The organism is Telluria sp. Soil_C_11, from assembly GCF_057657395.1.
Genome location: NZ_JBDGIN010000017.1, coordinates 62,838 through 88,536, shown reverse-complemented (window position 1 = coordinate 88,536; position 25,699 = coordinate 62,838). Strand labels below are relative to the sequence as shown.

Below are 25,699 nucleotides of genomic sequence, written 5' to 3'. Positions count from 1 at the left end.
CATTACCCGCAACCTCATCAGCTACTTACTTCTCTTCAGTAGCTGCTCTTCCTTAATTATCCCGGACAGCAGTGCGCGCAGGCGGGGACGACGGGTTTAGTCGACGGCAGCAGATTTGATCTCTGCTTCATGGTGCCGCTGCTGCTCCTCCATCACCAGCTGCCCCAGCTCGCGCTTGAGCGCATTGAACTCGGGATCCGACGGGTCGCGCATGCGCGGCAGCTCGACCATGATGTCGCGCTTGACCGTGCCCGGCCGGTAGGTCATGACGACGATGCGGTCGGCCAGGTAGATCGCTTCCTCGATGCTGTGGGTGACGAAGATCACGGTCTTCTTCAGCTCGGCCCAGATGCGCAGCAGCTCGTCCTGCAGGTTGCGGCGGGTCAGCGCATCCAGCGCGCCGAAGGGTTCGTCCATCAGAAGGATCGGCGAATCCAGCGCCAGCACGCGCGCGATCGCGACCCGCTGGCGCATCCCGCCCGACAGGTCCTTCGGGTAGCGCTTGCCGAAGTCTTCCAGCGACAGCAGTTTCAGGAGCTCGGCCACGCGCGCGGCGATCTGCGGGCGGGACTGTCCCTTGATCTCGAGCCCGAAGCCGACGTTCTGCTCGACCGTCATCCACGGGAACAGCGCGTATTCCTGGAACACCATGCCACGTTCCGGTCCCGGCCCGGTGACCAGCGCGCCGTCGGCCACCACCCGGCCCTGGGTCGGCGGGGCAAAGCCGGCGACGGCGTTGAGCAGCGTCGACTTGCCGCAGCCGGACGGGCCGAGCAGGCAGACGAACTGGCCGCGCGGGATCTCGAGGTCGATGTTCTCGAGCGCGACCATGCGGCGGCCGTCGGTCTCGAACACCTTGCTGACATTCTCAATGACGATGTGCGCGCTCATGCTCAATGCTCCAGGCCGCGGTGCCAGCGCAGCAGGTAGTTGTTCAACTTGTTCATGGCCGAGTCGATCGCCAGGCCGAGGAGGCCGATCGTGATCATGCCGGCAATGATCTTGTCGGACCAGAAGTACTCGCGCGCCTCGTTGATGCGGAAGCCGAGACCGTTGTTCACGGCGATCATCTCGGACACGATCACCACGATGAAGGCGGTGCCGACGCCGATCCGCATGCCGGTCAGGATGTAGGGCACGGCGGCCGGCAGGATCACGCGCAGGAACATGGTGCTGCCGCCGGCGCCCAGGTTGCGCGCCGCGCGCAGGTAGATGCCGTCGACCTGGCGCACCCCGGCGATGGTATTCATCAGCACCGGGAAGAAGGCGCCGATCGCGATCAGGAAGATCGCCGGCGGGTTGCCCAGCCCGAACCACAGCATGGACAGCGGGATGTAGGCGATCGGCGGGATCGGGCGCAGCAGCTGCGCCAGCGGGTTCATCCAGGCATACACGATGCGGCTCGCGCCCATCGCCAGGCCGAGCGGCAGGGCCAGCCCGGCGCCGACCGCGAAGCCGACCACCACCCGGTACAGGCTGCTGAGCGAGTCGACGATCAGCTCGCCCGAGAACGCCCAGGCCAGCCGGCTGCCCTGGGGGTTGTTCTCATGCCAGGTCGTGAAGTCCTGCAGCGGCAGCAGATAGGCCACCCACTTATTCCACACCGCCAGCGGCGACGGCAGGACGTTCGCGTTGACCCATCCCATGTTCGCCACCCACTGCCAGATCCCGATCGCGATCGCCGGCACCACCAGGCCGACCGCGATGTCCTGCCACTTTCGTTTCACCATCCCCATGCCACCTTATTTGATGTTGAGGCTCTTCTTGGCCTCTTCCAGCAGGTCGGTCTTGACCCATTCCTTCGCTGCGGGCGGTTTGGCCATGCGGCCGACGCCGGTCTTGTACATCACGTCCGTGGTGGTCTGGATGTGCTCCGGGGTGATGTCGTAGGTGTACTCGGCATTGCCCATCGCGTCGCGGAAGTCGTCGCTCGAGATCTGGCCCTTGAACACGACGTCGCGCACGTACTTCTCGGCCAGCGCCGGGTCCTTGATGAAGGTGTTGGTGGCCTGCACGAAGCAGCGCATGAACTTCTCGGCCAGCGGGCGCTTGGTGGTGTAGAACTTCTCGGTCATCACCATGGTCCGCACCGGCGAGCCGATCGGGGTATCGTAGGGCTTGAGGACTTCCACGCCGAAGCCCTTGTTGATCGCTTGCGAGGACTGCGGCTCGGACTGCATCATGGCGTCGATGTTCTTGCCCAGCAGCGCCTGGTTCAGGTCGGCGTAGGCCAGGAACACCAGCTGCACGTCCTTGCCGGGGGCGGCGTCGGCGCTCAGGCCGGCTTTCTGCAGCTCGGCCATCAGCAGCACTTCCTGGATGCCGCCGCGGGTCACGCCGACCTTCTTGCCCTTCAGGTCCTTGACGCTCTTGATGTTGCTGCCCTGCCCGGCCACCAGCCGCACCCCGCCCTTGGCGAAGCCGGCCACCACGTAGATCGGCGCATTGCCGGCGCGGCCCGAGATCGCCGCTTCCGACGCCGTGGTGCCGACGTCGATTTCACCGGCGATGATGGCCTGCATCACGTCCAGGCCCTTGGCGAAGACCCGCTCCTCGACCTTGATGCCGCACTTGGGCGCGATTTCCTTGATATACGATACCGCGCCGTAGTGCGCGAACTTGAGGTTGCCGAGACGGACGACGTCCTGGGCCTGGGCACTGCCTGCGGCCAGCAGGGCGGCGATGAGGAAGGTTTTGCCAAACGCTTTTACTGTCATTGCTGTCTCTCCGTTATGTTCTACTTCAATGAGCGGCGGTAATGCAAAGCTGGTACTCAATGAGGCTATAACGTTCAGTAACACATTGTCAAACAGTACAACTGATAATTTACTAAGTATCAGCCGGACCGTTTGACTTTTCTGCTTGCGGTCCGCCGGATGAGGGTCTTGTCCGGCGAAAACCCATCCCGACATGGGGTAAAATGGCGGTTTGCGCCCTCACTTAATTAGGTAGATAGGTAGAACACAACCATGCTGGATAACCTGACCCAACGCCTTGCCAAGGTCGTCAAGACGATGCGCGGCGAGGCACGTCTGACCGAATCGAACACCGCCGAGATGCTGCGCGAAGTGCGCCTGGCCCTGCTCGAGGCGGACGTGGCGCTGCCGGCAGTCCGCGAATTCATCGCCAAAGTGAAGGAAAAAGCGCTGGGCGAAGAAGTCATCGGCTCGCTCTCCCCCGGCCAGGCCCTGGTCGGCGTGGTGCAGAAGGAGCTGGCGGCCCTGATGGGCGCCGACCTCGGCCCCGAGGCGTCCCAGCTCTCGTTCGCGCAGCAGCCGCCGGCGATCATCCTGATGGCGGGCCTGCAGGGCGTGGGCAAGACCACCACCACCGGCAAGCTGGCCAAGTACCTCAAGGAACAGAAGAAGAAGGTCCTGACCGTCTCCGCCGACGTGTACCGCCCGGCCGCAATCGCGCAGCTGGAGTCCGTCACCAAGCAGGTCGGCGCCGACTTCTTCCCCTCCACCGCCAACGACAAGCCGGTCGACATCGCCCTCAATGCGCTGGACTGGGCCAGGAAGCACTACCACGACGTCCTGATCATCGACACCGCCGGCCGCCTGGCGATCGACGAGGCGATGATGCAGGAGATCGCCGCGGTGCACGCCGCCGTGAAGCCGATCGAGACCCTGTTCGTGGTCGACGCCATGGTCGGCCAGGACGCGATCAACACCGCCAAGGCCTTCAACGAAGCCCTGCCGCTGACCGGCGTGATCCTGACCAAGCTCGATGGCGACTCGCGCGGCGGCGCGGCGCTGTCGGTGCGCCACGTGACCGGCAAGCCGATCAAGTTCGCCGGCGTGTCCGAAAAGCTGGACGGCCTGGAAGCCTTCGACCCGGCGCGCATGGCCAACCGCGTGCTGGGCATGGGCGACATCCTGGCCCTGGTCGAAGAAGCGCGCAAGGGCGTGGACATGCAGGCCGCGGCCGACATGGCCAACAAGATCAAGTCCGGCGGCAAGTTCGACATGAACGACTTCAAGGCCCAGCTGACCCAGATGAAGAAGATGGGCGGCATGGCGGGACTGCTGGATAAACTGCCGGCCCAGTTCCAGCAGGCAGCAAGCGGCGCCAACATGGACCAGGCCGAGAAGCAGGTGCGCCGCATGTGCGGCATCATCGACTCGATGACCCCGCAGGAGCGCGCCAAGCCGGAACTGATCAAGGCCAACCGCAAGCGCCGCATCGCGGCCGGCGCCGGCGTGCAGGTGCAGGAAGTGAACCGCATGCTGACCCAGTACGATCAGATGAACACGATGATGAAGAAGCTCAAAGGCGGGGGCCTGATGAAGATGATGCGCGGGATGAAGGGCATGATGCCCGGCATGCGCTGATCGTCGGACGGTCCTGCGAAGCCGTGCGTGGCAGCCGCTGCGCACGGTTTTTTTACGTCCTTTTGACCCGTTTCTTCACCTTGGCCCGGCGGAGCTGGCACGATCTGCCATTTTGGTGCTTGTTAGAGTGAAAAAATTTCGAAAAAGACTTGCACGAACACTAAAACCCTACCAATATAAGCCGGTGCGAATCATTGCGCAATTTTCCATGTGTTCCGTTTAGGAGGCTCGAAGATGGCAACAGCCAAAAAAACCACCGCAGCGCCGGCAAAGAAGGCCGCTGCAAAACCGGCTGCAGCGGCGAAGCCTGCAGCAAAAAAGGCAGCTCCTGCCAAAGCAGCAGCACCGAAAGCAGCAGCAGCAAAGAAGCCGGCCGCAGCGCGCAAGCCCAACGCCGCCTTCATGAAAGAGATGACCCCGTCGGCGACCCTGGCCGCAGTGGTGGGCGCCAAGCCGCTGCCGCGTACCGAAGTCACCAAGAAGGTCTGGGACTACATCAAGGCCCAGAACCTGCAGGACGCTGCAAACCGCCGCATGATCAACGCCGACGACAAGCTGAAAGCCGTCTTCGGTGGCAAGGCCCAGGTATCGATGTTCGAGATGACCAAGCTGATCTCGGATCACCTCAAATAAAAACGACGACAGGCCGCCCCACAGGCCCGATACCAGTCCAAACGAAAAGCCCCGGGTTTCCGGGGCTTTTTGTTTATTAGCTAGCGCTAAAACGTCGTTCCCGCGCAGGCGGGAACCCAAGTTCTGTCAGCGCTGACGAAACGCACGCAAACTTGGGTCCCCGCCTTCGCGGGGACGACGGAAAAGGGCGCGGGAACGACGGTGCTGCTGCCATCATAGCCCCGCCGCCGCCTTCATCAGCTCGAACACCCGGGTATTCTCGATCGTCCCCTTGAACGGCGCCGACCCCGCTCCCACCGCGTACAGCTTGACGTCGCCGCCGCCGTGCCCCTCGCCGGACAGGCGCACGCCCGTCTCCTGGCGGTAGTCCAGGGCCTGCGCGCGGGCGTCGTCGACGTCGCTGCGGAGGTCCTGGCGGTTCGGGCCGCCGCCGTAGACCAGGGTCGTGTAGGTCTTGCCGTCCGCGTCGCGCGCCGGCTCGCCGGTCGCGTAGTCGCGCACGATGCCGAGGATCGGGTTGCCGCGCTTCGGATAGCCGTTCATCACCATCGTGTGGTCATGGTCGGCCGTTACCACGATCAGCGTGTGCTCCAGGCCCGGATCGAGCTGGCGCATGCGGTCCAGCGCGGCCTGGATCGCGTTGTCGAAGTCGACCACCTCTTCCAGCGCGTTCTTCGCGTTCGAGTCGTGCAGCGCGTGGTCGATCTTGCCGCCTTCGACCATCAGGAAGAAGCCGTTCGGGTTCTTCGACAGCAGCTCGATCGATTTATTCGTCATCTCCGCCAGCGTCGGCTGGGTCGGCTTGCGCACGCTGGCGTAGTCGAGGTGGCTGTCGGCATAGACGCCCACGAACTTCCGGTTCGGCAGGGCCGACATCATGTCGGCGCGGGTCGCGGCCACGAAATAACCGCGCGCCTTGAATTCGGCCAGCAGGTCGCGCCCGTCCGCGCGGCCCTTCGGGTTGGCCTTCGCATCGAAAGGCGTGAAGTGCGGGCGGCCGCCGCCCATCAGCACGTCGACGCCATCCTTCAGGCGCGCGTTGTAGCCGGCGCCGCCCGGCACGATCTGCTGCGCGATCGCGTACCCCGCATTGCGGTTGCAGACGTGGGCGAAGGTCGAGGCCGGGGTCGCGTGGGTCAGCTCGGTGGTGGTGATCGCGCCCACGGACTTGCCAGCAGCCTTGGCCAGTTCCAGCATGGTCATCGGCGCCGTGCCGTTATTCTCGCCGCAGCGGTCGACGGTCGGGTTGCCGTTCGCGTCCTTGCCCGGCGCAAGCGGGGTCGCGTCCTTCAGCGAGATCACGTCGTTGTTGATCTTCACGCCGGTCATGTAGGCGCCCATCGACGGCGCGCTGTCGGTGACCATCGCGTTCGCCGAATAGGTCTTGACGCGCGCCGTGCGGTCGAGGCGCTCGAAGTTCAGCAGCCCCTCTTCCTTGTATTGATAGATGCGCGCGGCGGTGATGGTGGTCGGGCCCATGCCGTCGCCGAGGAAGAAGATGACGTTCTTCGCCTGCGCCTGCGCGAAGGCCTGGGATTGGAATGCGGCCGCCAGCAGCAGCGCGCAGGTATGGATGGTTTTCATGGACATCTCCTTGCGCCTCACCAGCCGGCCGCGTTCTTGATCAGCGTGAACACGCGGGTATTGTCGATGGTCCCGCGGAAGACTTCCGCGCCCGCACCCAGCGCGCCCAGGTAGACGTCGGCGCCGCCATGGGTCTCGGACTTCATGCGCACCGCCGCTTCCTGGTGGTAGTCGTCGGCACTGACGATGGCATCTAGCAGGCCGGCCTGCCCCGCACGGCTGCCCTGCACCCGGTGTTCGCCGGTGCCGAAGCCCAGGATGGCATAGGGTGCGCCATCCTTGTCCAGTTTGACTTTACCGTCCGGGATGCCGCGCACCAGGCCCAGCACGCCGGGATTGTCGGGGGTGGTCTTGCCGCTGCGCGGCGAATAGCCGTTGATCAGCAGGGTGTGGTCATGGTCGGCGGTGGCGACGATCAGCGTATGCTTCAGGCCCGGATCGACCTTCTGTACCTCATCGATCGCGGCCTTCAGCGCGGCGTCGAAGGCCGCGGTTTCCTGCAGCGCGCGCTTGGCGCGGGTGTCGTGCAGGGCGTGGTCGATCAGGCCGCCCTCCACCATCAGGAAGAAGCCTTTATCGCTACTACGCTGGCCCAGCAGCGATACCGCCTTGCGCGTCATCTCGGCCAGGCTGGGCTGGCGCGCCGGATCGCGTTCGGCGTCGTAGGCCAGGTCGTCCTGCGCGAACAGGGCGATGGCCGGCTGGCTTGATGCCGCCAGCGCCGCGAAGCCGGCGGCGTCGAGCGCCACGCGGTAGCCGCGGCCCTGCAGCTCGGCCAGCAGGTCGCGGCCATCGAGGCGCTTGCCGCCGCTCGCCGCGGGCCGGAAGTATTGGGCGCCGCCGCCGAACACGAGGTCGATGCCGCTGCCCAGGGCTGGGTTGTAGCCGGCGCCGCCCGGCACCATCATCGCCGCGATCTGGTTCTGCAGCTTGCGGTGGCAGGCGTGGGCATAGGTGGCCGCCGGGGTGGCGTCGGTGACGCTGGTGGTGGTGACGATGCCGGTCGCCAGGCCGCGCGCCTTGGCCAGTTCCAGCAGGGTCGGCATCGGCTGACCACTCATTGGCCCGCTGAGACACCGGCTGCTGCCGTCCGCCGCCGGCGCGATCGCGCGGGTGTCGGACGACATCGAGATCACGCCGTTGTTCTGCTTCACCCCGGTCATGTAGGCCGACATCGAGGCCGCGCTGTCGGTCACCTGCGCGTCGTTCGAATACGTCTTCACGAAGGCCGATTCGGGCAGCGTGTCGATGGTCAGCTCGCCGGATTCGCCGACGGCGTAGATGCGCGCGGCGGTCAGGGTATTGATGCCCATGCCGTCGCCGAGGAAGAAGATCACGTTGCGGGGGCGGTCGATATCATGGGCCGGCACGGCGCCAGCGCCGGTGGGCGGCGCGCTGGCGCAGCCCGTGAGCGCGGCGGCCCCGCAGGCCATCAGCACCCCGGCGGCGAAGGTGGTCAAACGCATTCTGCTTGCTCCCTGATGAGGAAAGCAGGCAGTCTATCCGAGGAAGGGCCGCAGCATCAAATGGAATCCCAGCCCGAGCAGGCCGACGAAGAAGCAGCGCCGGAACACTTCGGGCCGGATGCGGCCGCGGATCCACTGGCCGATCGCCATGCCGGCCAGCGCCGGGACCAGCGCATAGATGGACAGGCCCGCGGCCTGCATCTCGAACTGCCCGGCCAGCAGCAGCGAGATGGCGAGGGCGATGGTCGAGGTGGTGAAGGCCAGGCCGAGCGCCTGCACCAGCATGTCGCGTTCCAGGCGCAGGCCCTGCAGATAAGGCACGGCCGGGATCACGAACACGCCGGTGGCGGCCGTGACCGCGCCCGTCACCAGTCCGACCACGGGAGACGCGGCGCGCTCGCCTTGCGGCGGCACCTGCAGCGTGAACGATGCCAGGCCGCCGGCCGCATACATGATCAGGGCGCCGCCCAGCGCCGCGACCGCATCCGCGGAGACGCTCGCCGGCAGCAGCAGTCCCCCGGCCACGGTCCCGACCGCGATCCCTGCCAGCATCGGCCACAGGCGGCGCGCCAGGCTGCCGGCCGCGGGACCGGCCGCGAGTTGCCAAACATTCGTCACCAGCGAAGGCACGACCAGCAAGGCGGCCGCTTCACGCGGCGCCATCATCATGCCCAGCAGCCCGACCGCGACCGTCGGCAATCCCAGCCCGACCACACCCTTGACCAGGCCGGCGAGCACGAATACGAGGGAGAGCAGGGCCAATTCGCCCGCTCCATGTGCGTGTAAGATAGAAAGAAAGGCGTCCATGGCGAGAATTCTGCCCGATCCCGGGCGCTTTCAACATGAGGGATTCCCGCAGCCAGCCTTCGGATGATCCGAAGGCTAAAGCGATACAAAGGCACCGATGAGATTCGACTTGGTCGACATGCAACTCTTCCTGCACGCGGTGGAAGCCGGCAGCATCACCGGCGGCGCCGCGCGCGCCCACCTGTCGCTGGCATCGTGCAGCGAACGCATCCACGGCATGGAGGACACGCTGGGCGTGCCGCTGCTGCTGCGCGGGCGGCGCGGCGTGACGCCGACCCCGGCCGGCGAGGCCCTGGTGCGGCACGCGCGCCTGGTGTTCCAGCAGCTGCAGCGCATGCGCGCGGAACTGGGCGACCACGCCCAGGGCTTGAAGGGCACGGTGCGGCTGCAGTGCAATACCGCGGCGCTGAGCGAATACCTGCCGGACGCGCTGGCCGGCTTCCTGGCGCGCCACCCGCATGTCGACGTCGCGCTGGAGGAGCGCGCCAGCCACGAGGTGGCGAAGGCGGTGCGCGAAGGCGCCGCCGACCTCGGCATCGTGTCGGACGCAGTCGACCTGTCGCAGCTGGAGAGCTTCCCGTTCCGCACCGACCGCCTGGTGGCGGTGGCCACGCCTGCGCTCGCGCAGCAGCTGGCGCCCGAAGGCCGGCCGCTGCCCTTCGTGCGCCTGGCCGACTTCGACCATGTCAGCCTGGCCGGCGACAGCGCCCTGTTCAACTACCTGGAGCTGCAGGCCCGGCGCCTCGGGCGCACGCTGCATGCGCGCGTGCGCCTGCGCGACTTCGGCGCGATCTGCCGGATGGTGGAAGCCGGCGTCGGGATCGGGATCGTGCCCGAGCCGGCGGCACGGCGCTGCGCGCAGACGATGGACATCGTGGTGATGGAACTGCTGGATGCGTGGGCGCTGCGGCAGCTGAGCATCTGCGTGAAGAGCTTCGATGCGCTGCCGCGGCATGCGCAGCAGCTGGTCGATGACTTGAGGGCGTGACGGTGGAAGGTCAGTTCAGGGCGATCGTGGTCGCCGCCGGCTTGAATTCCCAGTTCTTCCACGCCGCCAGCACCGCATTCGGATACTCCGGCCGCCCGCGGCTGCCGTTGTAGCGGCCCAGCGCCAGGTACAGGTTGCCGCCTTCCATGTCGATGTACATGCGCAGGATCGAGCAGCCGTAGCGCAGGTTGGTCTGCATGTCGAACAGCGCGCGGCGGTTCGAGTCGCCGATCACCTTGGCCCAGAACGGCATCACCTGCATGTAGCCGCGCGCGCCGACGATCGACACCGCGTACTTGCGGTAGGCCGATTCGACCTGGATCAGGCCCAGCACCAGCCCCGGATCGAGGCCGGCGCGGGTCGCTTCGTACCAGGCCGACTCGAGGAACTCGGTGCGCACCTGGTCGTCCGGCAGGCGGCGCTTCAGGCGCGCCGACATCGCGTCGAACCACTGCCGGTAACGCGCCTCGGAGGAAGCATCGCGGAATACCGGCTTGGGCGGGCGTCCGTCGCGGATCGCCCGTTCGAGCGCCAGCCGGACCGAATCGGCCAGCGCTTCTTCCTTCTGGTTGCCGGCGTTTGCAGCCGGGCTGGCGGCCATCAGGCCGGCAGCCAGGGCGGCACAAGCACACGCGGAACCGAGCCAGGCCGCAGCCCGGCTTGCAGAACGGGCCAGCATCACTGGGCCAGTTTGCCGAGTTTGCTCGTGATGAAGGCGCCCATGTCAGCGGCAGGGACAGAGGTCGCCTCGGCATCGCGGCGGCCCTGGTATTCCAGGTTGCCTTCCTTGAGGCCGCGCTCGCCGATCACCACGCGGTGCGGCACCCCGACCAGCTCCCAGTCGGCGAACATGGCGCCCGGACGCAGGCCGCGGTCGTCGACCACGACGTCGACGCCGGCGGCTTGCAGCTCGGCGTACAGGCGGTCGGTCTCCGCCTTCACCAGTTCGCTGCGGTCATACCCCATCGGGCACAGCACCAGTTCGAACGGCGCGATCGAATCCGGCCAGACGATGCCCTTGTCGTCGAAGTTCTGCTCGATCGCCGCGCCCAGGATGCGGGTCACGCCGATGCCGTAGCAGCCCATCTGCATCGGCGCCGGCTGGCCCTTCTCGTCCAGGTAGACGCAGTTCATCGCGGCGGAATAGGCCGTGCCGAGCTGGAACACGTGGCCCACCTCGATGCCGCGCTCGATCGCCAGCACGCCCTTGCCGTCCGGCGAAGCGTCGCCCTCGACCACGTTGCGCAGGTCGGCGACGAGCGGTTCCGGCAGGTCGCGGCCCCAGTTCGCGCCGGTGTAGTGGTACTCGGCTTCGTTGGCGCCGCAGACGAAATCGGCCATGTTGGCGACCGTGCGGTCGGCCACGACCTTGACCGGCTGCCTGGTACCGATCGGACCGAGGTAGCCCGGCACGCTGCCGTAGGCTTCGAGGATCTCGGCTTCGCTGGCGAAGCGGAAGTCCTTCAGGCCCGGGACCTTCGAGACCTTGACTTCGTTCAGCTCGTGGTCGCCGCGCAGCAGCAGCAGCCAGTTTTCCCTGGTGCCGTCGTCCTTTTCGACCGTCAGCGCGATCGACTTCACGGTCTGCGACAGTTCCAGGCCCAGCAGCCTGGCGACCTGCTCGCACTTGGTGGTGTTCGGGGTCGAAGTCTTGGTCAGCGCCTGGGTGGCCGCGCCGCGGGTGGCGATCAGCGCCGGCGCCTCGGCCGCTTCCATGTTGGCGGCGTAGTCGGAGGTCGGGCAGTAGACCAGCGCGTCTTCGCCGGTGCTGGCGATCACGTGGAATTCATGCGAGCCGGTGCCGCCGATCGCGCCGTTGTCGGCGGCGACCGCGCGGAACTTCAGGCCGAAGCGGGTGAAGATCTTCACGTAGGCGTCGAACATGGTCTGGTACGATGCCTGCATGCCCTCGACGTCGCGGTCGAAGGAATACGCATCCTTCATCGTGAACTCGCGGCCGCGCATCAGGCCGAAGCGCGGACGGCGCTCGTCGCGGAACTTGGTCTGGATGTGATAGAAGTTCACGGGCAGCTGGCGGTAGCTCTTGATCTCGCCGCGCACCACGTCGGTGACGACTTCTTCCGAGGTCGGCTGCAGCGCGAAGTCGCGGCCATGGCGGTCCTTCAGGCGCAGCAGTTCCGGGCCCATCTTGTCCCAGCGCCCCGTCTCTTGCCACAGTTCGGCCGGCTGCACCAGCGGCATCAGCAGTTCGATCGCGCCAGCCTTGTTCATTTCTTCACGAATGATGGCCTCCACCTTGCGGATCACCCGCAGGCCCAGCGGCATGTAGGTGTAGATGCCCGAGCCCAGACGCTTGATCATCCCGGCCCGCATCATCAGCTTGTGGCTGACGATCTCGGCGTCGGAAGGCGCTTCTTTGAGCGTTGAAATAAAAAATCGTGAGGCGCGCATATCGGTGAATTCTTTTTAAAAAGAGAGGGTTATAATCGACCTAATTTTAAAGGATTAGCTGGCCGATGCATCCAATCTTTATACAAATGGCTCTGAAAGAAGTGGTGCATGCCGTTGTTCCGACGCGAGTTAACGGTAGAGGCACCTGAGGTTCTTCGGATCTGTAAGTAAAAATATAAGAGAGAACAAAGGCCGGCAGAAAGTTTCGAGGTGAATTATGCTCGATCGTGAAGGGTTCCGCCCCAACGTCGGCATCATCCTGCTGAACGCCAACAACGAGGTGTGGTGGGGCAAGCGGGTGCGCGAGCACTCGTGGCAGTTTCCGCAAGGGGGTATCAAGTACGGCGAGACGCCGGAACAGGCAATGTACCGCGAGCTCGAGGAAGAGATCGGCCTGCGCCAGGAGCACGTCAAGATCGTGGGCCGCACCCGCGACTGGCTGCGCTACGAAGTGCCGGATCACTTCATCAAGCGTGAAGTGCGCGGCCACTATCGCGGCCAGAAGCAGATCTGGTTCCTGTTGCGCATGATCGCGCGCGACAACGACGTCAACCTGCGCCTGACCGACCATCCCGAGTTCGACGCCTGGCGCTGGCACGACTACTGGGTGCCGCTGGACGTGGTCATCGAGTTCAAGCGCGAGGTCTACCAGCGCGCGCTGCAGGAACTGTCGCGCTTCCTTACCTGGCCCGCCAACGGCCAGGGCGAGCGCCGCCACAGCTCGCGCTACCTGCGCCAGCCGCACGAGCGGCGCGGCCAGGAGCGCAGCGGCGGCGGCAGCGGCAATGCCCAGTCCGGCAACAAGCAGTCCGGCAACGCCAGCAGCAAGGCGGTGGTGGCGGCGAGCAAGGCGATCGCCGACGCGGCGGGAAGTTCCAAACTGGTGCTGGCGCGCGACAAAGAGTAATTAAGTAGCGTAAAAGCAACAGCAGGAAGGCTGACATGCCGGGCAACCGGCGTGCCGGCCTTTTTACATTTATTCATTGCCATATTCACAAGGTTGCACTGTAGAATCATCGGTATCGTTCTCGATAGAAAGCCGACAATGACGCCGCTGAAACGCACCCTGCTGTCGCTGGCCTGCGTGCTGCTGCCGGTGGCCCACGCCGCCGATGCGCCGGGGCCGAAGTGCAAGTATGTCCAGGTCGCCACCCTGCCGGTGCGCTATGTCGGAGAGAGCATGCAACCGGCGGTCGACGGCACGATCGACGGCACGCCCGCGACCCTGCTGATCGATACCGGCGCGTTCGACACCCAGCTGACCATGAACGGCGCGACCCGGCGCGACTTGCACTTGCGCATGACCGGGCGTTACGTCGAAGGCGTCGGCGGCAGCTCGCGCGTCTATTCGGCGCGGCTGAAGGAATTTTCGATCGGGCCGGCACGCAGCACCCGGCGGACCGAGCTGCTGGTGATCGACGAGGCCAACCTCACGCCGGCGTTCGACGGCATCGCCGGCTCCCCCTTCCTGCTGCAGACGGACCTCGAAGTCGACCTGCATGACAAACAGGTCAGCATGTTCAGGCCGCTCGACTGCAACGACGACTCCGAGCTCAACTACTGGAAGGAAGAAACGGTGGTGCTGCCGTTCGCGTACAGCCGGGACCGCAGCCCGAACCCGCACTTCAAGGTCGTCGTCAACGGCAAGCAGCTGGACGCCATGATCGACACGGGCGCCCACCATACCATCATGATGCTGGACGCGGCCGAGCGCCTGGGCATCGACATCAGGAACGCCGAGGTCAAACGCAGCGGCGACGTGGTCGGCGTCGGCTCGGCACGGGCCCCGCATTGGACCGCCACCTTCAAGACCGTGCAACTGGGCGGCGAGACCATCGAAAACGCCGAGATCGGCATCATCGATTCGCAGGGTACCGCCCCGGCCGACCTGCTGCTGGGCCAGGACTTCCTGCGTACCCACCGCGTCCTGTTCGCGATGAGCCAGAAGAAGATGTATTTCGCCTATCTCGGCGGCCAGCCCTTCTCGCGCAGCCAGGGGGTGCCGGACTGGGTGCGCGCCGAGGCCGACGCCGGCAATGCGGACGCGCAGTATGCGCTGGCCACGGCCTACCGCAATGGCCGCGGCGTACCGCGCGACCCGGCGCTGGCCAAGTCGTGGCTGGACAAGGCCGCGGCCGGCGGTGAGCCGCACGCCAAGCTGTTGCTGGGCCGCCAGCTGGTAGCGAGCGGCAAAGCCGCCGAGGCCATTCCGGCACTGCGCGCCGCCCTCGACCGGCTGCCGGCGGAGCGCTTCGGCCCGCTGTGGCTTTACCTGGCCCGCGTCCACAATGGCGAAGCCGAGCTCGCGAAAACCGAATTGCAGGCCATCCTGGAAAAACAGGACAACGACGACTGGCCCGAGCCGATCGCCCGCTTCTACCTCGGCAAGCTGGACGCCGCAGGCCTGCTCGAGCGCGCGGGCAAGGAGCAGAAGTTCGCCCGCGGACGCAGCTGCGACGCCAATGCCTACATGGCCCGCTGGCATGCAGCGCAGGGCGACAAGGAACGCGCGGCGTCGCTGATGGCGTCCGTGCGCGCGCATTGCGGCCCGGTGCAGCCGGCTGCTGCTCCCGCTGCCGGCGCCCCGGTGGCCGCGCCATGAAGCTGGTCGCCCGGCGGCAGGGCCGCACCGACAAGCTCGACCTGCTGCGCTGCATCCGCCGCGACGGCAGCGAGACCTCGACCGCCATGCCGCGCCAGGGCATCCATGCCGAGGCGGTGGTCGAAAGCCTGCAGGCGCAGCTGTGGAGCGGCGCCTTCGACGACGCCCTGTTCCTCGACGGCGTGCGCAGCGCCTGCGAAGCGCGCGGCCGCAGCGTGCCGGCGCTGCCGCCCGGCGCGGGCGCGGCGCTGTTCGAACAGGCGCTGGCCCTGGATGCGCGCTGGCAGCAGGTGCCCTTCCACGGCAGCCTGGAGCTGGAGATGCCGGGCCTGTAAACCCTTGACCACACCACCGACAACCATGAAAGAGACGATGCAGAAATTCAGCCATATTCTCGGAGCGCTCGCCCTGCTGCTCCCCGCCCTGTCGCACGCCGCCGGCGATGCCGGCAGCTGCCGCTACGTCCCGGTGGCCAAGCTGCCGGTCGAGTATTCCGACGCCACGCACCGGGCCATCGTGATGGGCACCGTCAACGGCAAGCCCACGCGCATGATCATCGATACCGGCGCCTACGAGACCTTCCTGTTCCGCGCCGGCGCCGAGCGCCTCGGCCTGCCGCTCGACACGACCGGCAAACACTCGAGCGGCGTCGGCGGCACTTCGGTGAACTACGTCACCCGCGTCGACGACTTCTCCGTCGGTATCGCGCACAGCGGCAAGGCGCCGATCCAGGTCATCGGCCACTCCAGCAGGATGGACGGCGACGCGCTGGTCGGCGCCGACTTCCTGCTGCAGACCGACATGGAACTGTCGCTGGCGGACAAGTACCTGCAATTCTTCCGCGCCACCGGCTGCAGCGACACCTACCTGGCCTACTGGGACAGCAACGCCATGGAAATCCCGTTCGCCGGCAAGGAGGAGCGCTCCAACAAGCCCTATGTGACGGTCGAGCTGAACGGCGTGAAGCTGAGGGCGATCCTCGACACCGGCGCGCCGCGCAGCAGCGTCAGCCGCCATGGCGCCGAACTGGCCGGCATCCAGGTCGACGGCCCGGGCGTATTCAAGGGCAGGAAGGTCGGCGGCATCGGAGACGAGCGCGTCGACAGCTGGATCGCCACCTTCGACAGCTTCAGCATCGGCCCGGAAAGCATGAAGCATGTGGAGCTGGCCATCCTGGATGAATCCTCGCGCGGGCGCGGGCCGGTCGACGTGGTGCTCGGCACCGACTTCCTGCGCGCCCACCGCATCCTGTTCGCGATGAGCCAGGACCGCCTGTACATGAGCTACCTGGGCGGCGATCCCTTCCCGCCGCGGATCGTGCGGACGGCGCCCAAAGCGCCGTAAGCGCCGCCGCGCTACAATGGTGCCTGTTTTGTTTGCAGGCACCCACCATGTTCACCCCCTCCTCCAACGACGTGCGCCGCTTCTTCTGCGAAGCCTGGCGCAAGCGCCGCGCCGGCGAAATCCTGACCCCGATGGACGCGATCGCGGCCGACTGGATCGACCAGCACCCCGAATACCACGACGCGCTGCTCGACGCCGACGAGGCGGTGGCGCGCGACTATTCGGTCGAAGGCGGCCAGCCGAACCCCTTCCTGCACCTGTCGATGCACCTGTCGATTGCCGAACAGGTCTCGGTCGACCAGCCGCGCGGCATCAAGGCCGCGCACGACGCCCTGGCAGCCCGCATCGGCGAGCACGACGCCCACCACGAAATCATGGAGTGCCTCGGCGAGATGATCTGGACCTCGCAGCGCAGCGGCCTGCCGCCGGATGCGGAGGCCTATATCGACTGCGTGCGCAAGCGGGTCCGCTGAAGCCGCATGCCGAAAAAAATCCCTCGCGCGGTGCATACCGGCGAGGGATTTTTCATGTCCGTCGATACCGGGCCGAACGCCCGGCGTCTCACTTGCGCGGGTTACTTCCGAATTACCAGCGGTCCGGGCAGGCTTTGCAAATAGGCGCCGATGTCGGCCATGTCGCGGTCCGACAGCGGCTGGGCCATGCCGGCCATGATCGCGTTGTTACGGCCGTTCATGACCTTGTCGCCGCGCTTGTAGGCGGTGAGCGCGTGCACCAGGTAGTCGGCGTGCTGGCCGGCCAGCTTCGGATAGCTCGGGTCGATCGGGGTCTTGTAGTCGGCGCCGTGGCAGGAGGCGCAGTTGTATTTCTTGGTCAGCTCGGCGCCGCGCGCGGTGTCGCCGCCGGCGAATGCGGAGCCCGATGCCGCCAGGGCGGCGGCGCAGGTCAGGGCAAGGATCAGTTTATTCATGGCGTCCCCGGCTCATTTGTTGGGCGTGGCGGCCGACTGCTGCGCGTAATAGGCGGCGATGTCGGCGATGTCCTGGTCGGACAGGCTGGCGGCGATGCCGCGCATGGACGGGTGCTTGCGGTCGCCCTTCTTGTAGGCCTGCAGGGCCGCTTCGATGTACTTGGCCGATTGGCCGCCGATCATCGGCACCTGGTAGACCTCGGGGAAGGTGGTTTTGTAGCCGGGGATCCCATGGCAGCCGATACATTGTTCGATCTTGTTCGGGGCCGCCTTCGGATTGGCGACGATGTCGGCAGCGCCGGCGGCGCCAACCGCGCCGGCAGTGGCGGCAAACATCAGTACTGCTAACGGTTTTTTCATGATTGGGAATCGTAAGGTTGAATCGAATACCGCAACTGCACAAAAACTTAGCATTTGTACTACGAAGAGCCGATTCTATATGAAGAACATGCGTCAGTCTACAAAGCAACAATTCCGCGCTTGCGATCCGTCTGGCATATACTCGATGTCGTTTCCCTATCGATCGCGCAAATACCCATGCACGCCTCCCAACGCTTCGAAGGCAGCGACAACTACGTCGCCACCGATGACCTGAAACTGGCCGTGAACGCCGCCCTCACCCTGGCCCGCCCGCTGCTGATCAAGGGCGAGCCCGGCACTGGCAAGACCATGCTGGCCGAGGAAGTGGCCGCCGCGCTCGACATGCCGCTGCTGCAGTGGCATATCAAGTCGACCACCAAGGCGCAGCAGGGCCTGTACGAATACGACGCCGTCTCGCGCCTGCGCGATTCGCAGCTGGGCGACGAGCGCGTGCGCGACATCCACAACTACATCGTCAAGGGCGTGCTGTGGCAGGCCTTCACGGCGCCGGAGCCGGTCGTATTGCTGATCGACGAGATCGACAAGGCCGACATCGAGTTCCCGAACGACCTGCTGCGCGAACTGGACCGCATGGAGTTCTACGTCTACGAGACGCGCGAAATGGTGGTGGCGAAGCACCGCCCGCTGGTCATCATCACCTCGAACAACGAGAAGGAACTGCCGGACGCCTTCCTGCGCCGCTGCTTCTTCCACTACATCAAATTCCCGGACCGCGAGACGATGGCCGAGATCGTGCAGGTCCACTACCCGCACCTGAAGCAGGAACTGCTGGCGGCGGCCCTGGAAAACTTCTACCAGTTGCGCGACGTGCCGGGCCTGAAGAAGAAACCGTCGACCTCGGAATTCCTCGACTGGCTGAAGCTCCTGCTGGCCGAAGACATCCCGGTCGAGGCCCTGCGCAGCGGAGACGCCCGGACCATCGTGCCGCCGCTGCATGGGGCCCTGCTGAAGAACGAGCAGGACGTGCACCTGTTCGAGCGCCTGGTGGCGATGGCGAGGCACAACCGATGATCCGCGTCGATCCCGTCACCCTGGAGTTCAACGGCGTGCGCCTGGAGCCGCTCGCCCTGCACCACGCGGATGGGCTGCGCGCGGCGGCCGCGGACGGCGAACTGTGGAACCTGCGCATCACCTCGGTGCCCGCGCCGCACGAGACGGAGCAGTACATCCGCACCGCGCTCGAGATGGACAACCGGCTTGCCTTCGCGGTGGTCGACGTTGCCAGCGGCGCGGTCATCGGCTCGACCAGCTACCACGACATCATGCCCGCCATCGACCGCGTCGAGATCGGCTACACCTGGTATGCCAAAAGCCGCCAGCGCAGCCACGCCAATACCAGCTGCAAGCTGCTGCTGCTCTCGCACGCCTTCGACACCCTGGGCTGCGCCGTGGTCGGCCTGCGCACCGATAACTTCAATTACGCCTCGCAGGCCGCGATCGAGCGCCTCGGCGCGAAGAAGGACGGCGTGATCCGCCACCACGCGCCGCGCCGCGACGGGACCGTGCGCGACACCGTCATGTACAGCATCCTGCGCGGCGAGTGGCCCGAGATCAAATCGCAGCTGCACTACCGCCTGAGCCGCCATGCCGGAAGCTGAGGGCTGACATGCTGATCGGCTTCTTCTTCGCCCTGCGTGACGCCAAGGTCCCGGTCACGATCAAGGAATTCCTGACGCTGCTCGAGGCGCTGCAGAAGAACGTGATCGCGCCCTCGCTCGACGCGTTCTACTACCTGTCGCGCCTGACGCTGGTGAAGGACGAAGCCCACTTCGACAAGTTCGACAAGGCCTTCGGGCTCTACTTCAAGGGCATCGAAGCCGTGTTCGACGCGAAGACCGAGATCCCTCTCGACTGGCTGGTCAAGCGCCTCGAACGCGAACTGACGCCCGAGCAGAAGGCGCAGTTGCAGAAACTCGGCTACGACAAGCTGATGTCGCGCCTGGAAGAGCTGCTGAAGGAGCAGAAGGAACGCCACGAAGGCGGCAGCAAATGGATCGGCACCGGCGGCACCTCGCCGTTTGGGCATGGCGGCACGAACCCGGAAGGTATCCGCATCGGCGGCAAGGGCAGGAACCGGACCGCCGTGAAGGTCTGGGAACAGCGCGAGTACAAGGACTACGACAGCGAGCGCGAACTGGGCGTCCGCAACATCAAGGTGGCGCTGCGCCGCCTGCGCCGCTTCGCCCGCACCGGCGCGGCGGAAGAGCTGGCGCTGGACGACACGATCCGCTCGACCGCCAACAACGCCGGCTGGCTGGACATCAAGATGCAGCCCGAGCGCAGGAACCGCATCAAGGTGCTGATGCTGCTGGACGTCGGCGGCACCATGGACGACCACATCGAGCGCACCGAGGAACTGTTCTCGGCGGCGAAGACCGAATTCAAGAACATGGAGTTCTTCTACTTCCACAACTGCGTCTACGATTACCTGTGGAAGAACAACCGGCGCCGTTCGTCGGAGCGTTTCCCGACCTGGGACGTGCTGCGCAAGTACCCGCCCGACACCCGCCTGATCTTCGTCGGCGACGCCACCATGAGCCCCTACGAGGTGCTGGCGCCGGGCGGTTCGGTCGAATACAACAACGAGGAAGCGGGCGCTGAATGGCTGGCGCGCTTCTGCAACGCCTTCCCCAGGTTCGCCTGGCTGAATCCGGAGCCGGAAAACCTGTGGCAGTACCGGCAATCGATTTCGATCATCCGGCAGATCGTGAATAACCGGATGTTCCCGGTGACGATCGATGGGCTGGAGCGCGCGATGCGCTTATTGAGCAAGTAAGGCCCGCGCCTGCAGTGCCTGCCGCACGAGCAGCAGCCCCACGATATCGATCCACATATGCACCAGCATGGCCGCCAGCAGGCCGACATGGTCGAACACGAAGCCCAGCACCACGCTGCCGCCGAACACGGCAGCCGCCTGCGCCATCGTCGCGCCATCCAGCCTGCGGAAGCGGTACACGGGCACGTGCGTGAGCAGGAAGAGCAGCGACACGATCCACACGCCCAGCAGCGGCTGCAGGGCTGCGCGGAACAGCATTTCTTCCCCAATCGCGGCGGCGATGCTGATCCACAGCGGATTCAGGCCGCCCAGGTCCAGCCGCGCATAGCTCTCGATGGTCCTGGCGCTCGACGCCGAGCTGGCCGTGAGGCGGAACAGTAGCCAGGAGACGCCGGCGGCAATCAGCGCCAGCACCTGGCCGACCAGCAGCTGGGTCAGCGGTCCGGCCGGACGGCTGAACAGCGCCTGCGGTTCGGGCCGGCTGAAGTAAATGATGGGGGCGGCGACCAGGCAGAAGGCCAGGCAGGTCAGCACCTGGGCGCCAAGCCGGATCGGGGCGCGGGGCGCGGCCTGCGGCGGCGCCTGGGTGGGTTGCGATTCAGTCATCCGGGCATTCTATCGCAGACGCATCATCGCCTCCCGGCGCTTGTCAAGGCAGAGGATTTTTATCAATCTCAATTTAATGTCGGAAATCTTTACAACAGGAATGCAAAAATTTGTTTAATCAACAATTTCCCCTATGAACGGCTGAACTGCACAAGAGTTGCTCATACCAACATGCAACCATCCGCAACCAACGACTAGGGGCAATCCATGAAACAGTTCATCAAATTTGCTGCTGCAGCTGCTGTCTTCGCAAGCTCGACCCTGGCAAGCGCCGCCGTGATCACGCTCCCGCTGTCCCAGACCACCCAGCCGGCAACGCCGTTCCTGGTGACGACGACGGCCAGCTTCAATTACACCTTCGATTTCACCGGCGCTTCGTATGGCTACGTCGCCGGCAGCGATACCATCGGGCAGGCATGGCTGAGCGTCCTGTTGAACGACGATGGCGGCTCCGAGACCTAAAAGTTCCTGCTGAATTCGACGAGCTTCGTGGACGATAAGAATACGCCGAACAGCCAGCTGTACGACAAGCTGAGCATCACCGGCTCGCCACTGGCCAGCCTGAGCAGCGATGGCAAGATCAACCTGACCATTTCGGCATCGGCAGGCAGCTTCAAGGTGGTCTCGGCGAAACTGGATGCCGAAGTCAGCCGTACTGTCGACGATCCCGTCGGCGTGCCGGAACCGCTGAGCGTCGCCCTGCTCGGCCTGGGCCTGGCCGGCATGGCTGCCGCCCGCCGCAACGCCGTACGCTGAACACCCCGTACTTTCTCAAGGCCTGGCGGGTGATGTGCCGGCCAGGCTCGCGAGGACGGCCCGCGCCTCGTCCGCACCGTCGGATTCGGGAGCGGCCGCCAGCAGTGCCTGCAGCTTGCCGCGCGCCTGCGCCACGCGGTTCAGCGTCAGCAGCAAGCGTGCTTCAGCGAGGTAGGGCTGTCCGCATTTCCTGATGGCCGCGATGCCCTTTTCAAATTCCGTGATCGCCTCGTCGACGCGCTTCTCCGCGGCCAGCAACTGCCCGGCCTGGCGATACGTGTCGCAATCCGATGGGAACATCTTTTCGCCGGCGCGCAGGATGTCCAGCGCCTCGCCGGTCCGGCCCGTCTTCACGAGCGACGAAGCCAGGATGCGGTAGGCGTCCGCCCTGCGCCCTTCCTCGGTGGCGATCAGCGAACGCATGATGCGCTCGGCCGTGGCGTAATCGCCGGCGTAGTAGCGGATCTCCGCCAGCGTATTCCGCAGGTCCGGCCTGTCCGTTTTGACGATCTCCCTGGCCCTGGCATGCATGGCCATGGCGCCCTCGATATCGCCGAGGCGCGCCAGGTAGGATGCCAGGTTGATGTGCGCGAAATACACCAGGAGTCCGTGCGGGTCGGTCGCCGTATCGATCGCGCGCCGCGCGCCGTCGGCGGCTTCGCGGAGGTAGCGTTCGCCGCGCTCGCCGGCGATCAGGCTGAAATAGACCCAGGCATTGGACGAATCCGGATGCAGGGTCGCGATATTGCGCACGATCTCGAAGGCTTTCGCCTGCTTGTACTCGCAATCCAGCAGCAGGCGTGCCTCCATCCAGCGCTCCCATTGCTCGTCGTACCGCGACAAGGCATGCGCCGCGCGGAATGCCGCTTCGCTGGCGCTGCAATCGCCGCTGTTCATCGCGCCGGAAAAACGCCGCCTGAGCGCCTCGCGCTTGGCTTCCTCGCCGATCGCCATGTGGCCGGCCTGGGCATACTGCCGCGACGCGTCGTGCACGTTCCCGAGCCGGAAATTCACCTCGGCCGCGTTCATGACCGCCAGGCCGGATTCCGGGTCGTAATGGATGGCCTGGTTGAAGGCGGCCAGCGCCGCCGGCAACTGGTCCTGCCGCATCAACGCGCCGCCATAGGCGTTGTAGGCGATCGACATGACGGTGCGCGGCAGGCGCGGGTTGGCATTCGCCATCTTGACCACGTAGCGCGACAGCGCCGCCACCTCGTCCGGGGTCCTGGCCGTCACGCCCAGGTAGCTGGCCAGCACCGCCGGCTGGGTCGTGTCGTACACGTAGTTGGCCAGCTCGCCCAGCAATGTGTCCCACTCTGCAAGCTTGCCGTGCACCTCGCGCGGCGGGTTGCCCGCGACACGCGCGCGGATGACGACATCGTCCCCATCGACCAGCATCTCGCCGTCCACGTTGAGTTCATTCCCCGTCAGTTCGCGCAGGTAACGGAATACTGCCTGCAGCGTGAAATGGGTTTCCGGGATGGCGACTTCGCTGGCGTGCTCCGTCCACCCTTCCTTCACGTCGCCCGCGTCCAGCGTCGCGACCGTCCTGCGGCGCCTGATCAATTCATCGAACAGGGTACGCGCGACGACCTTGCCGGTGATGCCGCGCTCGGCCAGTTTTTCCGGCACGTCGAACTCGGCGATATTCAGGGTTTGCCGGTAGGTCTCGTGGTAGCACAGGGCCAGCAGGATGAAGATGGCAGCCAGCACGCCGCAGGCGATGACGGCGTTGCGCAGCACGATCAGGCGCTTGTTGATCCAGTCGTATTTGCTGGCATGGCTGATCAGGTCGAGCTCATGCTGCAGCCCGTGCAGCGCCTCACCCAGTCCCTCGACCCGGATCGTGCGGGGAACCGGTCGGTGATTCCTGTGCATGTCTTCGGTCATGGCTGGCCTCGGCGTTCTCCAAGAGCGGACCAGCTTAGCACGGCGTATGTACATCGGCCACTATCAAGGTGCAGCTTGCCGGCGTGGCGGTTTCATGATGCCGGATCGCCGGATGGCGGCAGCCGTGCATACCACTCGGCATACGGCGTATTCGCCACCATGCGCCGGTTCAGGTCCGGCGCCCCATCCGTCCACCACACGGGACCACGCTCGCCCAGCGCATGCTTGGCCTGGTCCACCTCCGCGCGGGCGTCGCGCTCGGCGTCGCGGTCGCCGGCCTTCCTGGCGATGCCGACCTGCCGCCGCGCCTTCATCAGCCTGTCGACCCATGCCTGCCGCTCTTCCGGCGCCAGGTTGGGGTTGCTCGTGCGCCAGAGACGGCCCTTGACGACGAAATAGCGGCCGTCCGGCGTGACCGGATATTGTCGGGGAATTGGCATGGGCTTACTCTAGCATGTCGAATTTCCGACAGTCCGTTCGTCGTAGCACCAGAGGGTCGTCCTCGGCCTCCCACGATAAGGAAGAGATCATGTCCACGAATACCGTTGAACTGCACCGTGTCCTGAAATCCAGCGCCGACCGCGTGTACCGCGCCTTCACCACGCCGGCCGCCTTCGCCAAGTGGCTCCCGCCGCATGGCTTCATCGGCACCGTGCATGAGATGGACAGCCGGGTCGGCGGCCGCTACCGGATGTCGTTCACGAATTTCACGACCGGCCACAGCCATGCCTTCGGCGGCGAATACCTGGAGCTGGAGCCGGGCCAGCGCCTGCGCTACACGGCCGAATTCGACGATCCGAACCTGCCCGGCCGGATGCAGACCACGGTGCTGCTGCGCGAGGTGTTCTGCGGCGTCGAAGTGAAGATCCGGCAGGAAGGCATTCCGGCCGCGATCCCGGCCGAGGCCTGTTACCTGGGCTGGCAGGAATCGCTGGAGCTGCTGGCGAAGCTGGTGGAGCCGGAGATCAGGGACTGATCTGTTGCCCCGCCGTCGTCCCCGCGGAGGCGGGGCCCCAGGTTTGCGGGCGCTGACGAGACATCAACAGAATTGGATCCCCGCCTGCGCGGGGACGACGGAGGTCTTTTAAAGCCGCGTCTCGCGCGCCGCCCGCAGGAACTCATCCAGCACCGGCGTACAATCGAGCAGCTCCGTCCCCTTGGCGCGGTGGAATTCCGGATGCCACTGCAGCCCCATCACGAAAGGGGCGCGCTGGTAGCGGATCGCTTCGACGATGCCGTCCGGGTCCGACATCGCCTCGACGTGGATGTCGCGCCCGAGGTCCTTCACGGCCTGGTGGTGGATCGAATTGACGATCGGGCGCTTCTGGTCGGCGAACATCTTGCCCAGCGAAGAGCCGTGCGGGAACACGATCGCATGGCGGTGCGCGTCATAGTCTTCGTGGACGTGCGGCTGGGAGCCTGGCACGTTGGTGGCGACATCCTGGTACAGGGTTCCGCCGAAGGCAACGTTGATCAGCTGGCAACCGCGGCAGATGCCCAGTACCGGCTTGCCGGCGTCGACGAATTCGTGCAGCAGCTCGAGTTCGTAGACGTCGCGCGCGCGGTCGCCGTTCCACTCGGGCCGGGTCGGCGCTTCCGAATACGTCATCGGCGAGACATCCGCCCCGCCCTGCAGCACCAGCCCGTCGAGGTGGCGCGCGTAATGGCGCATGGTGATGTTGCTGGGATGCAGCAGACCATTCGTGTTCACGGTCGGCACCATGAACACCAGCACGTCGCGCGACATGACCCATTGCGCGATCGACTCCTCGAGGTATTGCAGGTTCTTGCTGCGCAGGCCGACGGCCCCCGGTTCCGGATGGAAGATGCGGGCCGAGACGCCGATCCGCAGCGTGCGCCGCATGAAGTCGCGCCCCAGGCGGTCGCTGATGGCCCGCCAGCGCGAGCGCAGTACGCGCCCGGCCAGTGCCAGCGGGGTATCGCCATGCCGCAGGTAGCGCGACGACGATCCTCCGGTGGCGCGCCGGTCGGGCACGCGCGGCGGGCTGGCAGGATCGTCTTGCGCCGGGCCGCCGGTTTCGCGCTTTTCATTGTCCTCTACCATGAAGTCAAATATAGCCCTGCCATAGGGCGCGCACGATTGCATTTGCAGAATCCTTGCAGCAGTACTTGCAAACTTCCGCTCAACAGGCAAGAATACTGTATTTCCATACAGTGTTTGATTGTTAGCT

At 65.6% G+C, this 25,699-nt stretch carries 28 protein-coding genes; 14 read left to right on the top strand and 14 right to left on the bottom strand.

Annotated elements, in window-relative coordinates:
• Positions 1-96 precede the first annotated feature (96 nt).
• From AC3A6M_RS21190 to AC3A6M_RS21180, 3 genes are read right to left on the bottom strand one after another with little or no spacing between them, the layout of a single operon-like run.
• A complete protein-coding gene (locus AC3A6M_RS21190; protein WP_487854695.1) occupies positions 97-891 on the bottom strand; it encodes an ABC transporter ATP-binding protein in 795 nt (264 codons plus the stop codon).
• 2 nt (positions 892-893) lie between these two features.
• Positions 894-1,730: an ABC transporter permease gene (locus AC3A6M_RS21185; protein ID WP_487854694.1), complete on the bottom strand. Its 837-nt coding sequence runs from the start codon at positions 1,728-1,730 to the stop codon at positions 894-896.
• 12 nt (positions 1,731-1,742) lie between these two features.
• Positions 1,743-2,717: an ABC transporter substrate-binding protein gene (locus AC3A6M_RS21180; RefSeq protein ID WP_487854693.1), complete on the bottom strand. Its 975-nt coding sequence runs from the start codon at positions 2,715-2,717 to the stop codon at positions 1,743-1,745.
• A gap of 252 nt (positions 2,718-2,969) precedes the next feature.
• Between AC3A6M_RS21180 and ffh the strand changes: the two genes are divergently transcribed.
• Together ffh and AC3A6M_RS21170 are read left to right on the top strand one after the other, a co-directional pair.
• Positions 2,970-4,334, top strand: coding sequence for a signal recognition particle protein (ffh, locus tag AC3A6M_RS21175; RefSeq protein ID WP_487854692.1), 1,365 nt, complete (start codon positions 2,970-2,972; stop codon positions 4,332-4,334).
• Positions 4,335-4,568: 234 nt separating this feature from the next.
• Positions 4,569-4,967, top strand: a complete 399-nt coding sequence (locus AC3A6M_RS21170) for an SWIB/MDM2 domain-containing protein (protein ID WP_487854691.1) — start codon at positions 4,569-4,571, stop codon at positions 4,965-4,967.
• A 213-nt stretch (positions 4,968-5,180) separates the two neighbouring features.
• On the opposite strand, the gene AC3A6M_RS21165 is transcribed toward AC3A6M_RS21170, so the two are convergent.
• Genes AC3A6M_RS21165 through AC3A6M_RS21155 form a run of 3 tightly spaced genes read right to left on the bottom strand, consistent with a single transcriptional unit; the run spans position 5,181 to position 8,824 of the window.
• Entirely contained in the window at positions 5,181-6,551 is a 1,371-nt protein-coding gene (locus AC3A6M_RS21165) for an alkaline phosphatase (RefSeq protein ID WP_487854690.1), read from the bottom strand.
• A gap of 17 nt (positions 6,552-6,568) precedes the next feature.
• Positions 6,569-8,017 (bottom strand): alkaline phosphatase, encoded by a 1,449-nt coding sequence (locus AC3A6M_RS21160; protein ID WP_487854689.1) that lies wholly within the window; start codon positions 8,015-8,017, stop codon positions 6,569-6,571.
• 33 nt (positions 8,018-8,050) lie between these two features.
• Positions 8,051-8,824: a sulfite exporter TauE/SafE family protein gene (locus AC3A6M_RS21155; RefSeq protein ID WP_487854688.1), complete on the bottom strand. Its 774-nt coding sequence runs from the start codon at positions 8,822-8,824 to the stop codon at positions 8,051-8,053.
• 97 nt (positions 8,825-8,921) lie between these two features.
• Between AC3A6M_RS21155 and AC3A6M_RS21150 the strand changes: the two genes are divergently transcribed.
• A complete protein-coding gene (locus tag AC3A6M_RS21150; protein WP_487854687.1) occupies positions 8,922-9,812 on the top strand; it encodes a LysR family transcriptional regulator in 891 nt (296 codons plus the stop codon).
• Between the two features lie 10 nt (positions 9,813-9,822).
• Here AC3A6M_RS21150 and AC3A6M_RS21145 read toward each other — a convergent pair whose 3' ends face one another.
• Positions 9,823-10,491 carry a lytic transglycosylase domain-containing protein gene (locus AC3A6M_RS21145; protein WP_487854686.1) on the bottom strand — a complete coding sequence of 223 codons (669 nt, stop codon included), beginning with the start codon at positions 10,489-10,491 and terminating at the stop codon, positions 9,823-9,825.
• Positions 10,491-12,224: a proline--tRNA ligase gene (locus AC3A6M_RS21140; RefSeq protein WP_487854685.1), complete on the bottom strand. Its 1,734-nt coding sequence runs from the start codon at positions 12,222-12,224 to the stop codon at positions 10,491-10,493. Before AC3A6M_RS21140 ends, AC3A6M_RS21145 begins: the two co-directional genes overlap by 1 nt.
• 217 nt (positions 12,225-12,441) lie before the next feature.
• Between AC3A6M_RS21140 and AC3A6M_RS21135 the strand changes: the two genes are divergently transcribed.
• The 5 genes from AC3A6M_RS21135 to AC3A6M_RS21115 all read left to right on the top strand — a co-directional run bounded on the left by AC3A6M_RS21135 (position 12,442) and on the right by AC3A6M_RS21115 (position 16,643).
• Positions 12,442-13,131, top strand: a complete 690-nt coding sequence (locus AC3A6M_RS21135; RefSeq protein WP_487854684.1) for an RNA pyrophosphohydrolase — start codon at positions 12,442-12,444, stop codon at positions 13,129-13,131.
• A gap of 138 nt (positions 13,132-13,269) precedes the next feature.
• Complete coding sequence (locus AC3A6M_RS21130) at positions 13,270-14,826, top strand: retroviral-like aspartic protease family protein (RefSeq protein WP_487854683.1); 1,557 nt, start codon at positions 13,270-13,272, stop codon at positions 14,824-14,826.
• The gene (locus tag AC3A6M_RS21125) at positions 14,823-15,161 is read left to right on the top strand and encodes a hypothetical protein (RefSeq protein ID WP_487854682.1); all 339 of its coding nucleotides are present in this window, start codon (positions 14,823-14,825) and stop codon (positions 15,159-15,161) included. The genes AC3A6M_RS21130 and AC3A6M_RS21125 overlap by 4 nt, the downstream gene beginning before the upstream one ends.
• A 25-nt stretch (positions 15,162-15,186) precedes the next feature.
• Positions 15,187-16,170: an aspartyl protease family protein gene (locus AC3A6M_RS21120; protein ID WP_487854681.1), complete on the top strand. Its 984-nt coding sequence runs from the start codon at positions 15,187-15,189 to the stop codon at positions 16,168-16,170.
• A 47-nt stretch (positions 16,171-16,217) separates the two neighbouring features.
• Positions 16,218-16,643, top strand: coding sequence for a DUF1841 family protein (locus tag AC3A6M_RS21115; RefSeq protein ID WP_487854680.1), 426 nt, complete (start codon positions 16,218-16,220; stop codon positions 16,641-16,643).
• A gap of 101 nt (positions 16,644-16,744) precedes the next feature.
• Here AC3A6M_RS21115 and AC3A6M_RS21110 read toward each other — a convergent pair whose 3' ends face one another.
• Both AC3A6M_RS21110 and AC3A6M_RS21105 read right to left on the bottom strand, forming a co-directional pair.
• Positions 16,745-17,098, bottom strand: a complete 354-nt coding sequence (locus AC3A6M_RS21110) for a c-type cytochrome (protein WP_487854679.1) — start codon at positions 17,096-17,098, stop codon at positions 16,745-16,747.
• A 12-nt stretch (positions 17,099-17,110) separates the two neighbouring features.
• Positions 17,111-17,458, bottom strand: coding sequence for a c-type cytochrome (locus tag AC3A6M_RS21105; RefSeq protein ID WP_435572156.1), 348 nt, complete (start codon positions 17,456-17,458; stop codon positions 17,111-17,113).
• A gap of 177 nt (positions 17,459-17,635) precedes the next feature.
• On the opposite strand from AC3A6M_RS21105, the gene AC3A6M_RS21100 reads away from it, so the two are divergent.
• Genes AC3A6M_RS21100 through AC3A6M_RS21090 form a run of 3 tightly spaced genes read left to right on the top strand, consistent with a single transcriptional unit; the run spans position 17,636 to position 20,255 of the window.
• Positions 17,636-18,490, top strand: coding sequence for an AAA family ATPase (locus AC3A6M_RS21100; protein ID WP_487854678.1), 855 nt, complete (start codon positions 17,636-17,638; stop codon positions 18,488-18,490).
• Positions 18,487-19,077 carry a GNAT family N-acetyltransferase gene (locus AC3A6M_RS21095; RefSeq protein WP_487854677.1) on the top strand — a complete coding sequence of 197 codons (591 nt, stop codon included), beginning with the start codon at positions 18,487-18,489 and terminating at the stop codon, positions 19,075-19,077. The genes AC3A6M_RS21100 and AC3A6M_RS21095 overlap by 4 nt, the downstream gene beginning before the upstream one ends.
• A gap of 8 nt (positions 19,078-19,085) precedes the next feature.
• Positions 19,086-20,255, top strand: a complete 1,170-nt coding sequence (locus AC3A6M_RS21090) for a vWA domain-containing protein (RefSeq protein ID WP_487854676.1) — start codon at positions 19,086-19,088, stop codon at positions 20,253-20,255.
• Here the strand turns inward: AC3A6M_RS21090 and AC3A6M_RS21085 are convergent.
• A complete protein-coding gene (locus AC3A6M_RS21085) occupies positions 20,241-20,861 on the bottom strand; it encodes a CPBP family glutamic-type intramembrane protease (RefSeq protein WP_487854675.1) in 621 nt (206 codons plus the stop codon). The genes AC3A6M_RS21090 and AC3A6M_RS21085 overlap by 15 nt on opposite strands.
• 207 nt (positions 20,862-21,068) lie before the next feature.
• On the opposite strand from AC3A6M_RS21085, the gene AC3A6M_RS21080 reads away from it, so the two are divergent.
• Both AC3A6M_RS21080 and AC3A6M_RS21075 read left to right on the top strand, forming a co-directional pair.
• The gene (locus AC3A6M_RS21080; protein ID WP_487854674.1) at positions 21,069-21,323 is read left to right on the top strand and encodes a hypothetical protein; all 255 of its coding nucleotides are present in this window, start codon (positions 21,069-21,071) and stop codon (positions 21,321-21,323) included.
• 27 nt (positions 21,324-21,350) lie between these two features.
• The gene (locus AC3A6M_RS21075; protein WP_487854673.1) at positions 21,351-21,617 is read left to right on the top strand and encodes a PEP-CTERM sorting domain-containing protein; all 267 of its coding nucleotides are present in this window, start codon (positions 21,351-21,353) and stop codon (positions 21,615-21,617) included.
• A 15-nt stretch (positions 21,618-21,632) separates the two neighbouring features.
• On the opposite strand, the gene AC3A6M_RS21070 is transcribed toward AC3A6M_RS21075, so the two are convergent.
• Together AC3A6M_RS21070 and AC3A6M_RS21065 are read right to left on the bottom strand one after the other, a co-directional pair.
• Positions 21,633-23,507 carry a tetratricopeptide repeat protein gene (locus tag AC3A6M_RS21070; protein ID WP_487854672.1) on the bottom strand — a complete coding sequence of 625 codons (1,875 nt, stop codon included), beginning with the start codon at positions 23,505-23,507 and terminating at the stop codon, positions 21,633-21,635.
• Between the two features lie 92 nt (positions 23,508-23,599).
• The gene (locus tag AC3A6M_RS21065; RefSeq protein ID WP_487854671.1) at positions 23,600-23,947 is read right to left on the bottom strand and encodes a hypothetical protein; all 348 of its coding nucleotides are present in this window, start codon (positions 23,945-23,947) and stop codon (positions 23,600-23,602) included.
• Between the two features lie 89 nt (positions 23,948-24,036).
• On the opposite strand from AC3A6M_RS21065, the gene AC3A6M_RS21060 reads away from it, so the two are divergent.
• A complete protein-coding gene (locus AC3A6M_RS21060) occupies positions 24,037-24,483 on the top strand; it encodes an SRPBCC family protein (RefSeq protein ID WP_487854670.1) in 447 nt (148 codons plus the stop codon).
• 108 nt (positions 24,484-24,591) lie between these two features.
• Here the strand turns inward: AC3A6M_RS21060 and AC3A6M_RS21055 are convergent, their stop codons facing one another.
• Positions 24,592-25,572: a gamma-glutamyl-gamma-aminobutyrate hydrolase family protein gene (locus AC3A6M_RS21055; protein WP_487854669.1), complete on the bottom strand. Its 981-nt coding sequence runs from the start codon at positions 25,570-25,572 to the stop codon at positions 24,592-24,594.
• Positions 25,573-25,699 lie beyond the last annotated feature (127 nt).